General features: G+C 34.3%; 15 protein-coding genes. All 15 read left to right on the top strand.

Features of this window, described 5'->3' with window-relative positions:
* Positions 1-31: 31 nt before the first annotated feature.
* On the top strand, positions 32-661 hold the full coding sequence (locus tag KKH39_02885; protein ID MBU1202959.1) for a hypothetical protein: 630 nt from the start codon (positions 32-34) through the stop codon (positions 659-661).
* Positions 662-667: 6 nt separating this feature from the next.
* Entirely contained in the window at positions 668-1,660 is a 993-nt protein-coding gene (locus KKH39_02890) for an asparaginase (protein MBU1202960.1), read from the top strand.
* Positions 1,661-1,678: 18 nt separating this feature from the next.
* Positions 1,679-1,936, top strand: coding sequence for a GIY-YIG nuclease family protein (locus KKH39_02895; protein MBU1202961.1), 258 nt, complete (start codon positions 1,679-1,681; stop codon positions 1,934-1,936).
* 2 nt (positions 1,937-1,938) lie between these two features.
* Complete coding sequence (locus KKH39_02900; GenBank protein MBU1202962.1) at positions 1,939-2,499, top strand: hypothetical protein; 561 nt, start codon at positions 1,939-1,941, stop codon at positions 2,497-2,499.
* A 5-nt stretch (positions 2,500-2,504) separates the two neighbouring features.
* A complete protein-coding gene (locus KKH39_02905) occupies positions 2,505-3,305 on the top strand; it encodes an alpha/beta fold hydrolase (protein MBU1202963.1) in 801 nt (266 codons plus the stop codon).
* Between the two features lie 48 nt (positions 3,306-3,353).
* Positions 3,354-5,051 (top strand): long-chain fatty acid--CoA ligase, encoded by a 1,698-nt coding sequence (locus KKH39_02910; protein ID MBU1202964.1) that lies wholly within the window; start codon positions 3,354-3,356, stop codon positions 5,049-5,051.
* Between the two features lies 1 nt (position 5,052).
* Positions 5,053-5,652, top strand: a complete 600-nt coding sequence (locus KKH39_02915; GenBank protein ID MBU1202965.1) for a 1-acyl-sn-glycerol-3-phosphate acyltransferase — start codon at positions 5,053-5,055, stop codon at positions 5,650-5,652.
* Positions 5,642-6,316 (top strand): HAD-IB family hydrolase, encoded by a 675-nt coding sequence (locus KKH39_02920; protein MBU1202966.1) that lies wholly within the window; start codon positions 5,642-5,644, stop codon positions 6,314-6,316. Before KKH39_02915 ends, KKH39_02920 begins: the two co-directional genes overlap by 11 nt.
* Entirely contained in the window at positions 6,316-9,123 is a 2,808-nt protein-coding gene (locus KKH39_02925) for a hypothetical protein (GenBank protein ID MBU1202967.1), read from the top strand. Before KKH39_02920 ends, KKH39_02925 begins: the two co-directional genes overlap by 1 nt.
* A gap of 199 nt (positions 9,124-9,322) precedes the next feature.
* On the top strand, positions 9,323-10,306 hold the full coding sequence (locus tag KKH39_02930) for a radical SAM protein (GenBank protein ID MBU1202968.1): 984 nt from the start codon (positions 9,323-9,325) through the stop codon (positions 10,304-10,306).
* The gene (locus KKH39_02935) at positions 10,303-10,464 is read left to right on the top strand and encodes a hypothetical protein (protein ID MBU1202969.1); all 162 of its coding nucleotides are present in this window, start codon (positions 10,303-10,305) and stop codon (positions 10,462-10,464) included. Before KKH39_02930 ends, KKH39_02935 begins: the two co-directional genes overlap by 4 nt.
* A 55-nt stretch (positions 10,465-10,519) precedes the next feature.
* A complete protein-coding gene (locus KKH39_02940) occupies positions 10,520-11,038 on the top strand; it encodes a hypothetical protein (protein ID MBU1202970.1) in 519 nt (172 codons plus the stop codon).
* A 359-nt stretch (positions 11,039-11,397) separates the two neighbouring features.
* Positions 11,398-12,468: a glutamate 5-kinase gene (gene proB / locus KKH39_02945; GenBank protein MBU1202971.1), complete on the top strand. Its 1,071-nt coding sequence runs from the start codon at positions 11,398-11,400 to the stop codon at positions 12,466-12,468.
* A complete protein-coding gene (proC, locus tag KKH39_02950) occupies positions 12,465-13,286 on the top strand; it encodes a pyrroline-5-carboxylate reductase (protein ID MBU1202972.1) in 822 nt (273 codons plus the stop codon). The genes proB and proC overlap by 4 nt, the downstream gene beginning before the upstream one ends.
* Before the next feature lie 71 nt (positions 13,287-13,357).
* Positions 13,358-13,570 (top strand): hypothetical protein, encoded by a 213-nt coding sequence (locus KKH39_02955; protein MBU1202973.1) that lies wholly within the window; start codon positions 13,358-13,360, stop codon positions 13,568-13,570.
* Positions 13,571-13,572: the final 2 nt, after the last annotated feature.

Raw genomic sequence — 13,572 nt, forward strand, 5'->3', positions numbered from 1 at the left:
TTTGTTAATTGCGGCTATCATAAATATAGTCATGAGTATATTTGTGTTGTCGCGCGGGCTTAAAAACAAAGTAAATTTATATTTTGGTCTGCTGACTTTTTTTAATTTTTTGTGGGCTTTGGGATTATTTTTGTCTAGGATTTTAGTGGATGATTTTACCGCTCAATTGCTTTATAGAACAGCGTATTTTGCCGCTATTTGGATAGCCGTATTTTTATTTTATTTTACTCTAAATTTTCCTTATAAAATTAAGGATTTAAATAAGTATTATAGGTACTTTATTTGGTTTTTTTCGATATTAATATCTATACTAATTTATACTAAATTTCATATAATTAGTTTTGAAAGAAGTGCAAACTTGGCAAATTGGTTTATGAATTATTATAAGCCATTTTACATAATTTATAGTATCTTCTTCTTTGTTTTAGTTTTGTTTGCAATTTATTTTTTAGTAGACAAGCTAGATAAAATAGAGGGATTTTTAAAGGATAAGATTAAGATATTATTATTTACCATAATAATGGGCTTGATATTTGGCTCTTATTTCAATTTAATATTATGTTATTTCCAAAATTGGGATTATATATGGTTTGGGCCAATATTTACGGCTTTTATGAATATTTATGTTTTTAGATTAATCAGCCTTTCCAAAGAAAGATAATTTTTTATGGCCAAAGCAAATAAAAAAATATATTTACTCTTAGCTGGCGGTACTTGTATTTTGGATAAAGATAGCCGTATTTTTGCAATTAATGAAAAAAAAGACATTGATTATTGGTTTGATTTAATGCCAGAGCTGCGTATTTTGGCTGACATAGAAACAGTTTTGATTTCTAGCGAAGACCAAGTAGTAGACACTAGTGTCTGGCAGAAAATTGCCAAGAGTATTGTAGACAGAGAAAAATCAGCCGATGGTTTTGTAGTAGTGACAAAAATAGACCAACTTGTCAACACCTCTTTAGCAATTAATTTTTTGTTGCAGAATTTTAAAAAGTCTATTATTTTTACCAGTTCCCAAGTCAGCGGCAGTAGTTTTGTAGACAAAAAAGAAGTAATAAATAAACTAAAATCAAAACACGGTGGGTTAGGCCTAAGGACCAATTTGATAAACGCTATTCAAATTGCTTGTGAGCCTCTTCCACAGACAGCTGTTTTGTTTGGTACTAGGTTAATCGCTTCTACCAAAGCAATAGTAGATCTTCAGGATAGTATAAACAATTTTATCAGTGTGGAAGGTAATTATTTAGCCAAAATTGATTTTGGTATAAATTTGAAATCGGGACTCAAATATTCCACCAAAAAAACAGAGATTTATCCCAGTATGTCAGCCAAAGTTTTGGCAATCTATGATATCCCAGGTATTGATTGGCAGTTTGAGCAAACTGATATGGCTAAATACGACGGGCTATTTATCAAAATATCTCCCTTTCAAAACCTTGAAAATGTCAAAATAAAAAAAATAAATAATTGGAAAATACCGACAGTAATTTTTAATTCACGATATGTACCAGTTGTAAAAGGAGCGGTATCTGTATCAGGTTGTACTTTTAACTCAGCTCTTATCAAAACTATTTGGGCCTTGTCAAACAAAAAGAAACTACCAGATTTTGAAAATGTGATGAAGCAAAATATAATTGGTGAGTTTAATTCACCCCGTTAAATAAATTTAAATCATAATATGAATCATTATGTATATATATTAAAAAGTAAGAAAGATAATAACTTCTATGTAGGTTATACTAAAGATTTAAATTTAAGATTTAAGCAACACCAAGAAGCTAAAGTAGAATCAACTAAAAACAGAAGACCATTAAATTTGATATATTATGAATGTTGTTTAAATCAACAAGATGCTACTAAGAGAGAAAAATATTTAAAAACATATCTTGGTAGATATTATATCAAGAAAAGGCTTAAATCTTATTTAACGGGGTAAATATGAAAATTTATTTTTATACCAATCAGGAGCTAAATAACACTGACGCCAAAGAAATTATCAATCACTTGAGGCGGGCAGATATTGAGGTCATTAGTAGCTTGAGTAGCTCTTCAGATACGCAACTTGAAAGAGTGGATGCTTTTGTTTTTCAGGGACAAAAATTTGATACTAAGGCTGGATATTTGACAGCTCTAGCTTTGGCGCAGAGCAAAGAGGTGCTTTGTCTTTTGCCTAGTGGTAGCAAAATTGATAGCTCGTTGGCCAGCCTGAGAGATAATAGGAATTTGGCCAAGCATTTATTGGTAGAATTTTATACTGATAGTGACTTGTCAGATAAACTGGAAAAATTTTTGACCAAATTGGACAAAAAAACTATCCGGGATTTGTTTAATATCAAATATACTTTGAGAGTATCGGGCAAGATAAATGATTATCTCAATTGGAAAGCCAGAGAAAAATCTGTCAAAAAAGCCGACTGGATAAGGGACAACATACAGGATTTGATGAAAAATGATGAGAAATATCAGGATTTTTTAAAAAATAAATTTAAGGCTGGCTAAAAAAGATGACTAAAAATGAAGTCAAAAAAACTTTTTTTGAAGTACCGGAAGTGGTCAAAGATGCCTTGCCCTTTCGTATTGAATCCGGCAATGAGACTTTGGCCATAATTACTCACGGCTTTACCAGCTCGCCATATCATTTGCGTCATTTGGCTGAGTATTTGGCCGAGCGCGGTATAGACGTGGAGACTATTCTTTTGGCCGGCCATGGATCTTCCGAGCAGGCTTTGGAAAAAACCAGTCATCATGATTGGCTTGATTCGGTAGAAAGTGTCTTATTGAAAAATCTGGATAAATACAAAAAAATCTATATGATAGGTCATTCTTTGGGAGCCAATATTTCAATTTGTTTGTCGGTCAAATATCCTCAGATAAAAGGCATTGTATCTTTGGGAGCATCTATATATTTGCGCGGTGAATTTTGGCAAAGATTTTTTTTGCCCTGGTACAAGTTTTTTGGTATAAAAAAATTGAAAAAAATGTGGCTCAAGCCAGAAGAAGCTGAGCTCATAATAAAAAGGGGAGGGAGAACCAATATCCCTATAAAATCAGTTGATCAGCTTTATAAGTTTATTGATACCCATACAAAAAAAGAAATAGCGCAGGCTACAGCGCCGATACTCATCGTTCATTCTCGGTACGACAAGGTGTCTCACCCTTATAGCTCTCAGTTTTTGTTTGAAAATATTGCCAGTCAGGACAAGGAGTTGTTTATTTTGGACAAAAGCGACCATGGTCTTCTCCAGAGTACTAGACGAGATTTTTTGTTCAAAAAAATAGTAAATTTTATAGGTAATCATAATTAATATTTATTTTTAAAAAAGCGTTTTTTGTGGTAAAATATAATAACAAATATGACTTTAGCTGTTAGATTCAAGCAGATAGTGGATAAATTTGGCAGGCATACAGCCTTGGCCTATTTAGTTGATGAACAATACAAAAAAATAAGCTATCGGGAGCTAGATAGACGTCGTTTATATCAGGCAAATAATTGGAAAAGTTTTGGCTGGCAAAAAGGTGAAAAGGTAGCTCTGATGCTGGATAATTCTCCAGAATGGGTAATCAGTGATTTAGCGGCAGCGACTTTGGGTCTTATAGTTGTGCCAATTCATACTACCTTTAATGGTGAATATATTAAAAGGGTCATGGAGCACTCGGGCGCCAAGTATTTAATTATAAATCGTGAGTATTTTGATAAACACAAAAATACAATATTATCTTTTGACTTAAAAAAAATAATTATAGTAGGTGGTAGTCTAGATTTAAAGGATGAAAAAATTATTGGCTGGCCAAGACTGGATTTACAGAAAAAATTGGAGGATATCTTGATAAATGTGGACGAGGATGATGTGCACACTATAATATATACATCTGGTACTACGGGTGATCCAAAAGGCGTAATGTTGACTCATAAAAATTTGATAGTAAATGCAGAGTCAGCCAAAAGGAGTGTCAATATTACCTATAAAGATCGATTTTTTTCTTTTTTACCCCTTTCTCACGCTTTTGAGCGCACAGCTGGTTATTATTGTCCAATTTTTACTGGATCAAGCATTTATTTTGCCAGAAGCAGTAAAAGCATAGTAGATGATATCAAAAAAGCTAGGCCGACTATGATCAACAGTGTGCCCCGTATTTTTGAAAGGATTTATGGCAAGGTTTTTGACAATGTAGAATCAGGTAGTAATTTCAAAAAAAAGTTGTTTTTCAAATCTCTCAAGCTATCGGTTTTGAAAAGAAAAAATGAACTGGATTTTTTAAGCAAATTATCTTTATTTATTTTAGATTTATTGGTATTAAAAAAAGTCAGGGCGATATTGGGGGGTAGACTTAGATTGGCAATATCAGGCGGCGCTTCTTTAGATATAAAAATTTTGAGATTTTTTGAAAATTTGGGCATTGATATTATAGAAGGATATGGTATGACCGAGACTTCACCTGTGATTGCTGTAAATAAAGTAAATAATAGCCGACCTGGTACTGTAGGCCAAGCTTTAGATTGTAATGAGATAGTCGTGGCTCAAAATAAGGAAATTTTGATAAAAGGTGAAAATGTAATGTTGGGATATTATGCTAATGATGGAGCAACTAGTGAAATTATAGACAAAGACAAGTGGCTGCATACAGGAGATTTTGGTTTCTTAGATAAAGAAGGTTTTTTGACCATAATAGGTAGAGCCAAGGATGTTATAGTGCTTTCTACCGGTAAAAATATTTTTCCAGAGACTATAGAAAATACATTAAATGAAAGTAGATTTATTGTTCAAAGTATGGTTTACGGAGACAATCAAAAACATATATCTGCTTTGATAGTCCCAAATTTTGAACAATTAAAAAAATGGTGTGAAGAAAATAAAATAGAATTTGATTTAAACGATCAAAAAGTACAAGGCTTTTATAGAGATAAGATAACTAGTCGATTGGCTCATTTTGCCCAAGTAGAACAAATAGGTGATTTTAAATTATTGGAAGAGGAATTTAGCCAAGAAAATGGAATGTTGACTCCTACTTTGAAATTAAAGAGGTATAAGATTAAAAAAATATATTTATAAGATGGGATATTATATTTTGAAATATTTATTCTATCCATTTATCAAACTGTTCTGGTTAGATAAAATTAGTGGTCTTAATAATATACCTAAAAAAGGCTCTTTTATAATAGTAGCTAACCATAAAAGTTATTTGGATTTTATATTACTTTTTACTTTTATACCAAGAAGAATATCTTTTTTAGCAGCTGAAGTTTTTTTTAAAAGTAAACTATGGCACCCAATAATGAAAATCACGGGGCAAATAAAAGTTGATAGGGAATCCCCTAATAAAGGGGAAGTGTATAAAAATGTTGATAGGTTATTTAAAAAAGGAGGGGTTTTAGGTATATTCCCAGAAGGAACTAGGTCTAGAGACGGCAAATTACACAAGGGTTATAATGGAGCTGTTAAATTTTCTTTTAAGTATCAAGTGCCTATCATTCCTATTGGTCTAATAAATACCTTTGATGCTTTTCCTCCGCATAGCAAAAAGCCGAGGTTGGTTAGATGTATAATTAATATAGGTGAGTCGTTTTATTTAGATAGTACAGATTATGATATAGAAACTAGCAGATTAATGAACAAAATAGCAAAACTTTCAGGTGAGGTATATGAAGATTGATAATAAGGACATTTTAGTATTTTTTGATATAGATAATACAATAGTGGATGGTTATACACAGAAATATTTTATTCAATTTTTGATGAATAAAGGTAAGATAAGTAAAAAATATTTATTATTTTTAGCAATTTGGTTTATATTATATAAATTAAAAGTTATAAAAAATACAAACAGAGCTATAAAATTTTATGTAGGTTTATTGAATGGTCTAAGCGAACAAGAACTACGGAACATTGTTGATGATTTTTTCCAAAGTAAAATAAAAAATCATATTTTTTTAGGGGCATTAAGAGATGTTAAATATCATTTGAAGAATGGACACAATGTTGTATTTGTTTCTATGAGTTTAAAACCAATAGTAGAAAAAATAGCGGAGTATTTAAAAGTTAATTATGTTGTAGCCACTAATCTAGAGATATTAAATGGGGTTTATACTGGAAAAATTTTAGGGTATATAATAGAAGGAGATTTTCGTCTAAATGCCATAAAAGAATACATAAAAATGTTCGACAGTGATAAATTAATAACACATTTTTATACAGATCATTATTCAGATATACCAATTTTGAGATTAATTGATAGTCCGCATGTTGTTAATCCAGATAATATTTTATATAGAGAGGCAATAAAAAATAACTGGGAAATATTAAAATATAAGAAATAATGAATGCTTTTGCTTTTTCAAGTTTAGTTACTAGTATTTGGAGCTTTGTATTAGCTAGTTTTGTTTTTATCAAGAATAAGAATAGATCAAGTATCTTATGGGCTAGAACCAGTGTGTCTATCGGATTTTGGAGCATGGGTTTGTTTGGTGTAACATTTTTTAAAAATTATCAATATGCCTATTTGTCACAAATAATTCTAGATATAGGTGCTATATTTTTGCCAGTGTTTTTTGTAGATTTTGTAGCAAATTTAACAGAGGAGGGGAATAAATACAAGAAATTCATTAGATTTAATTATATATTTGCAATATTTTTATCATTATTTAGCTTGACCCCATATTTTAAGACAGGTTTAAAGTCAGTATTTAATTTTGAGTATTGGATAAATCCAGGACCATTATATTTTGTATTTCCAGTATTTTTTATGGTATTAGCAATATTTTCTGTATTTTTGTTAATTAGCAATCGGAAAATGTCTTTAGGTCTTAAAAGGCAACAAATAAAGTATGTCTTATACTCGGCTTTTATTGGTTTTGGTGGTGGAGCCTTCAACTTCCTGCCACAATTTTCACATATATATCCCATAGGTAATTATTTAGTAGGATTTTATGCTTTAGCGATTACTTATGCAATAATTAAGTATCGTTTAATGAATATCCGTCTAATCCTTACCCGTAGTATATTGTACGGTGTCTTAGTAGCTGCTGTAGCTGCTTTTTTTGCCCTATCGGTATTGGTAGTAGGTGAGGCTGTTGGGGGCAATACCAAAACTAGCAAAATAATTACCTATATTATTACTTCATTTATAGTGGTTGTATTTTTGGATCCAGTTAAGCGCACTTGGGCCAAAGTGACAGATAAAATATTTTATAAAGACAAAATAGATTATCAGGATGCTTTGCAGCAGGCTAGTACTATATTGGCTAGAGAAATTGACTTGCAAAAATTATTGCAAAAATTATCTAAACTCTTGACCATTAGGCTCAAAATAAAAAATATAGCTGTATTAATTCCAGAAAATGGCATTTTTTATTCAGTAAAGCCTGTGTTGTCTGAAAAAAATAATCCAGGAATTAGTGTTTCGCAGAATTTTGTTGCTTATCTTAATAATAATAAAGAGTTGTGTATAATAGAGGAAATTATCCGCGGTAGTAAGGAAGGAGAAATCAGCCAACAAACTCAAGATTTTATAAAAGAAGCAGAAAACTTAAAAATAGAAGTAGTGGTCCCTATAGTAGAGTCAGAAAATATTACTGCTATATTTCTTATCAGCGCCAAGCAATCGGGTGACCTTTACAATGATGATGATGTCAATTTTTTCAAAGTACTCACTCCTCAGGTGGCCAATGCCATAGAAAAGTCCAAGCTTTATGAGGAAGTGGAGCAGTTCAATAGAGAATTGCAGCAAAAAGTAGAGGATAGGACCAAAGATCTCAAGCAGGTCAATCTGGCGTTGGAGGATAGAAACAAATTTTTGACTACCATGCAAGTAGTTATTAATATGGTTAGTCGCACTCTAGATCTTAAAAAAGTCAATCAAATGATCGCCGATTCTATTGCCAAAGAGCTTGGTTATGTTGGCGGTATTTTGAGTTTTGTAGACAGCGAAAAAAAAGTTTTGCGTGTAGGGGCTATTACGTCCAATGAAAATGCTCAAAAAGCTTTTCGGATGCTTGCTCAAGAGCCACGTGAATATGAAACAAACCTAGAAAATAATTATAATTTGTCAGCCCAAACATTTCTCAATGGAAAGATAAATTTTTCCGATAAGATGTCAGACTTTTTGTCCCCGCCGGTAGAAAAAGAGGCAATAGACAAAATTCAAGAAATTTTGGGTATCAAGACAGTGGTTGGTGTGCCTATATTTTCTGAAGCCAAGATAATCGGTGTGATTCAATTTTATCTGCCAGTCAAACAGGATAAAATATCAGCTCTTGATATAGAAATTATGACAGCACTTACCAACCAAGTAGGTATAGTATCTCGCAACTTGAAATTGTACAAAAATCTTCAAAAAGCCAATATGGATTTGCAGGATGCTAATATCCGTTTGCGCGAGCTGGACAAAGCCAAAAGTGAATTTTTGTCCATTGCTTCTCATCAGCTACGCACTCCTATATCAGCTATCAAAGGGTATTTGTCTATGATGATAGACGGTGATTTTGGTAAAATACCACCAAGCATCTCTGCTGTGATAGCCAATCTTTTTGAGAGTTCCGCCAGGCTGGCCAGGCTGATAAATATATTTTTGAACGTATCACGCATTGAATCAGGACGTCTCAAGCTGGAGAAAAAACCCATCCAGATAAATGATATGATAGAAAGTGTGATGATGGAACTTGTCAATCAGGCCAATCAAAAAGGCGTAAAACTCAAATACAAAAAAGCCAAAAAAGCTCCGCCACTTATATTGGCTGATGCCGACAAGCTGCGCGAAGTAGTACTCAACTTGGTAGACAATGCTATCAAATATACTCCAGAGGGCAAGATTGATGTGATGGTAGAATATGACAAGGCCAATCTAAAGTTTTTGGTCAAAGACACTGGTATTGGTATAGATCCAATGGAGGCCAAGACTTTGTTTAGAAAGTTTGTCCGAGGTAGTGGTGTAGCCCAGATTCACACCGGCGGATCCGGTTTAGGATTATTTATTGCTCAAAAGATTATCAAAGAACACGGCGGTAATATCTGGGTAGAGAGTGAAGGCAAGGGTAAAGGCTCAGTATTTCAATTTGAAATACCAATATATGACGGACATGAAGTACCGGAGTATAAAAAAGAGGCAGAGGATAGTAAGAGTAAATAATATTAGTTTTATTACCGCCGCGGCAAAGCCGCGGCGGTTTTTTTATTATTTCTATTGACAAGTTATTTCTATTGCTATAAACATAGCGACGGCTCTAGAAAATGTCCTCTCACAATTTTGTCTTTTTGGTCTAGAAACCTTGGTGCTTAGAAAGGAGCATATTATGTTTTGCTGGCTTACCGTTAACAGATCTTGTAACATGCGTTGCCATTGGTGCTACGCTAAAGAAAAGATTGATAGTTCTTCTAGTATGACTCTAGATGTTCTGGAGTCAATATTGAGTGTGGTGGCTAATAAACCAATAAACGTTTTTACACTTATTGGTGGAGAGCCAACCATACACAAAGATCTATCGTCTTTCATCAAGCGCCTCAAGCCATCACGAGTAATGATGGTAAGTAATGGTTTGAGATTGGCAAATATGTCATATTTGTTCAATCTCAAGGAGAGTGGTTTGGATGTAGTAGCTCTTTCTTTGAAAGGGGCAAATCAAGCGGAGTACCTAAAAAACACTGGTGTGCCAGGATTGGATAAGGTAGAACGGGCGGTAGCTAATATGAATGCTTTGGGCATGCAGTACAATATTTCGGTTACGTTTTCAGATAGTGTCATGGATTCGTTGCCGATGATATTGGATTGGATGCAATCATCCAATGCTCAAAGTATGTCTATAAACTATTGCCGACCTTATGTAGTCGACGGTAGAATCAGTGCACAGGGGGTTCCTAGCCCCGTAGAGATGGCAGAAAGGACAGTGCAGAGTTACGAGCTGATCAGGAAAAGCGGAGTACGCTGTACCTTTTCTTTCTTGTTGCCGCTGTGTTTGTTGCCGCGGGAGTTTATTGACTTGCTAGTCTCAAGGAATGAACTCTCAACAATCTGTCAACTTCAGAAGCATACAGGTATCATTTTTGAACCAGATGGTAGTCTAATCCCTTGTCATCATTTGTTTGACTACAAGCTCGGGAAGCTTGGAGAGGATTTTACTACCGCTGCGGAATTTGATACCTTTATGGAAGGAGGTAAAATATCAAGGTTTTATCGTAAGACAGGCGGTTTTCCACACGAAAAATGTTTGTCTTGCGATTTGCGAACAAGGTGTGGTGGAGGCTGCTTGGTACAACACCTGCAGTATTCTCCTAGTGAATTAATACCCCAAGCTTTTGAAAGGATGGAGAAATGAACAACAACCAGTCTGATCTTCGGCAGATCGTCGATGATATGCTGGACAAGCGTATCGAGACGGGAGAAGATCTCAGTGGCTTCAGCATCCGTGGTGCTGTGGCAGGAGAGATGATCTGTGGCGACTGCGGAGATGGCGATTGCGAATGTAGCTCGTAGAGCTCTTCGTGATTTTACGGGGGTATGTCTGTAGCATGCCCCCACAATAAAGTTTATGAAATTTATATATAACAAAGAAATTGACCAGCAGTGTCATGATAGATTGTCAGCTCATGATAGTATTTTTGGTGAAGTCAAAAAAACTGGCAGCTACCCAGTGACCGAAGAGATTGTCAAACAGTTTAATGATAAATGGACAGAAGAAATTGATAAATATTTTGTAGCTGGTATATATAAAATATTTAAAAAATCAATTCCAGAAAATTTTACAGTATATATAAATTCCACGCCTTATTCTATGGATATAGAGGACGGAATATCTATTTCAGCCTCATCTATCAATGTAATGATAATGCTTGTTTGCCACGAGGCCAATCACTATATGTTTAGAAAGAGTGATTATAAAAATAAATATTTTCCAAATAAAGATATAGAAGAGGCTAAAGAGATTTTTACAGTAGTAAATAATATTTATTTCAAAGATATTATGGAAAAAGAGGACAAGGCTTGGAGTAAATTTTTTGAAGAAAGAGAACAATTTTTACAACGATGGAAAGATCGCTTTGCCGGGTAAATTCCAGCCCTCGGCAACTCTGTCCCACGCATCTTTCGCTGCCAATCGTGATTTTTACGCCAGAAAGGAGGCTCAGTACATCTGATTTTCCTAGGGGGCAGACGTATTTTGCATCTTGCTGATATGTCTGCCTCCACACTTTATATATAATATAGTTTTATATATTGTAGTTTGACAACAATTTGAGGATGCCTTATAATTTTTGATAGTTATGAAAAAATTATTCAGCAACAACCAAGCCCCGCATCCTCGCGAAATAGATTTTAGCGCCCGCTAAGGGATGTTGTTGTTTTGAATATATTAAGTATAAATTTTATTAAGTAATAACTCTTGGCAGCGGCTAAGAGTTTTTTGTGAATATGAAAGAAATAATAGTAGTAAAAGTTGGTACAAATACCCTGACCGCCAATGGCTCAAATCTAAATAATGATTTGATAGCTAATTTGGTAAAACAACTGGCAAAACTCCATGAACAGGGTTACCAGGTTGTTTTGGTAACTTCAGGGGCAGTAGCGGCTGGCAAGGAGGCACTGTATTTATCAAATGGTGATAATACGATTGTAAAGAGGCAGGTTTATGCTTCGGTTGGTCAGGCTCGGTTGATGCACAAGTATGAGAATTTTTTTGCCGAGCACGGGCTCAATATCGGCCAGGCACTACTGACTCATGATGATTTTTGTCATAGAGCCCGATATGATAATGCCTTACAAACTCTTCATGGATTATTAGACAGTGGAATCATCCCTGTTATTAATGAAAATGATGTAGTAACTATTAATGAATTATCATTTGGGGACAACGATGTCTTGGCCGCTACCACAGCAATAGCCATAGGGGCTAGCAAACTAATTTTTTTGACAAATCAAGAAGGTGTGATGACAGATAATCCAAATAAAAATTCAGACGCCAGATTGATAGACAAGGTAGAGGATGCTAAAGAAATTTTTTCTGTAATATCGGATGGTCTGCCTTCTTCTGGCGGTATAGGAGGCATGTTTTCCAAAGTCAATGCTGCCAGGATTGCAACCAGTGCGGGAGTAGCCACCTGGGTTGCCAGTGGTCTGAGACCGGCCAATATAAGTGATATTGTACAGGGTAAAAAAATAGGTACATATTTTGTACCAAAAAAAACTACTTTGACAGCTAAGTCTAGATGGATTCTTTGTGCCAAGAATGCTTCCACAGGTGTTTATGTAGATGCCGGAGCAGTCAAAGCTTTGACTGACAGAAAAAGTCTTTTGATGGTAGGTATTCATAAAATTAAAGGATTTTTTGAAGCCAAGCAGATAATAGAAGTAATAGATGATACTGATCGTATAGTGGGATATGGGGTAGTAAATTATGACTCAGAAAGCTTAAAAGCAGCCTTGGACAACCCCAGATCTTTGGATAAAGAAATAATACATGCAGATAATTTTAGACTAATATGAAAAAAAATAAAAAAATTTTAGTAGTCGGCTGCGGCAATATGGGACAAGCGATAATCAGTCAGCTTTTGGATTGCAGATTTAGCTCCCGAAAATATTTAGCTGGTTTTGATAAAGCAAAAAATAGAGCAAAAGTAAGGGGGCTGTATGATATAGATATGGTCGGTGATCTTAATAAAGCTATAGACAATGCTGACATTATTATTTTTTCTATAAAGCCACAACAGTTTAATGATATAGCAAAACAAATAAAAGGACGATTAAAACCAAATCAATTAGTAGTTTCTATTATGGCCGGTATTTCCTATAAACATATTAGTCAAAGTATAAAGCATAAAAAAGTAGTGCGAGCCATGCCCAATTTGGCATTACAGGTCGGGCATAGTGTCACGGCTTGGTATACTCCTAGGGCATTTGTTAAAAGTGTCAAAAGTACTACCAATAGTCTATTGTCTGTTTTCGGGGCAGTTCTAGAAGTAAAAAAAGAAGATATGATAGACAAGGTGACAGCCATTAGTGGTTCCGGGCCAGCTTATTTCTTTTTTACAGCCGAGGCCTTAGAAAGTGTTGCTTTAGATTTTGGTTTCAACAAAAGACAGGCAGCTATGTTAGCCAAAGATACTTTCATTGGGGCAGCCAAGCTAGCACAGGTAGATAAGAGAGATAATAAAAAGTTGCGTCAAGCAGTCACTTCCAAAGGCGGCACTACCGAAGCAGCTATTAGAGAAATAAGTACAGATTTTTTATCTATGTGGCGTCGAGCTCTAAAAGCAGCTCATCAAAGGGCAAAAGTAATTTCCAAGAAATATGAATCCCGTTAGAAATTCACAAAATTCTGACAGGATATAATAGTAAATAATTAATATATAATTTAACTATAATTTCTAACGGGATGAATAAAGATATTATCATTATTGGAAAGAGAGCTAAGGATGCTTCTCGGGAATTTGCTACTGCAAGTAGTCAGCAAAAAAATGCGTTGCTGACTACTCTGGCATCTATGATAGCCTTTTATAAAAAGCAAATTCTTGATGCCAACAAAAAAGATCTATCAAATTATGTTAAAGATCATCCATTTTTTGATCGTCTAATGCTCAATGATTAGCG

This window comes from Patescibacteria group bacterium (genome assembly GCA_018819405.1).
Taxonomy (GTDB): domain Bacteria; phylum Patescibacteriota; class Patescibacteriia; order UBA1558; family GWA2-36-10; genus XYD1-37-29.

What these genes read in the sequence shown, in the direction of transcription:
- KKH39_02885 (MBU1202959.1), top strand. Translation starts at nt 32, where the DNA reads ATGAGTATATTTGTGTTGTCGCGCGGGCTTAAAAACAAAGTAAATTTA.
- KKH39_02890 (MBU1202960.1), top strand. Translation starts at nt 668, where the DNA reads ATGGCCAAAGCAAATAAAAAAATATATTTACTCTTAGCTGGCGGTACT.
- KKH39_02895 (MBU1202961.1), top strand. Translation starts at nt 1,679, where the DNA reads ATGAATCATTATGTATATATATTAAAAAGTAAGAAAGATAATAACTTC.
- KKH39_02900 (MBU1202962.1), top strand. Translation starts at nt 1,939, where the DNA reads ATGAAAATTTATTTTTATACCAATCAGGAGCTAAATAACACTGACGCC.
- KKH39_02905 (MBU1202963.1), top strand. Translation starts at nt 2,505, where the DNA reads ATGACTAAAAATGAAGTCAAAAAAACTTTTTTTGAAGTACCGGAAGTG.
- KKH39_02910 (MBU1202964.1), top strand. Translation starts at nt 3,354, where the DNA reads ATGACTTTAGCTGTTAGATTCAAGCAGATAGTGGATAAATTTGGCAGG.
- KKH39_02915 (MBU1202965.1), top strand. Translation starts at nt 5,053, where the DNA reads ATGGGATATTATATTTTGAAATATTTATTCTATCCATTTATCAAACTG.
- KKH39_02920 (MBU1202966.1), top strand. Translation starts at nt 5,642, where the DNA reads ATGAAGATTGATAATAAGGACATTTTAGTATTTTTTGATATAGATAAT.
- KKH39_02925 (MBU1202967.1), top strand. Translation starts at nt 6,316, where the DNA reads ATGAATGCTTTTGCTTTTTCAAGTTTAGTTACTAGTATTTGGAGCTTT.
- KKH39_02930 (MBU1202968.1), top strand. Translation starts at nt 9,323, where the DNA reads ATGCGTTGCCATTGGTGCTACGCTAAAGAAAAGATTGATAGTTCTTCT.
- KKH39_02935 (MBU1202969.1), top strand. Translation starts at nt 10,303, where the DNA reads ATGAACAACAACCAGTCTGATCTTCGGCAGATCGTCGATGATATGCTG.
- KKH39_02940 (MBU1202970.1), top strand. Translation starts at nt 10,520, where the DNA reads ATGAAATTTATATATAACAAAGAAATTGACCAGCAGTGTCATGATAGA.
- proB (MBU1202971.1), top strand. Translation starts at nt 11,398, where the DNA reads ATGAAAGAAATAATAGTAGTAAAAGTTGGTACAAATACCCTGACCGCC.
- proC (MBU1202972.1), top strand. Translation starts at nt 12,465, where the DNA reads ATGAAAAAAAATAAAAAAATTTTAGTAGTCGGCTGCGGCAATATGGGA.
- KKH39_02955 (MBU1202973.1), top strand. Translation starts at nt 13,358, where the DNA reads ATGAATAAAGATATTATCATTATTGGAAAGAGAGCTAAGGATGCTTCT.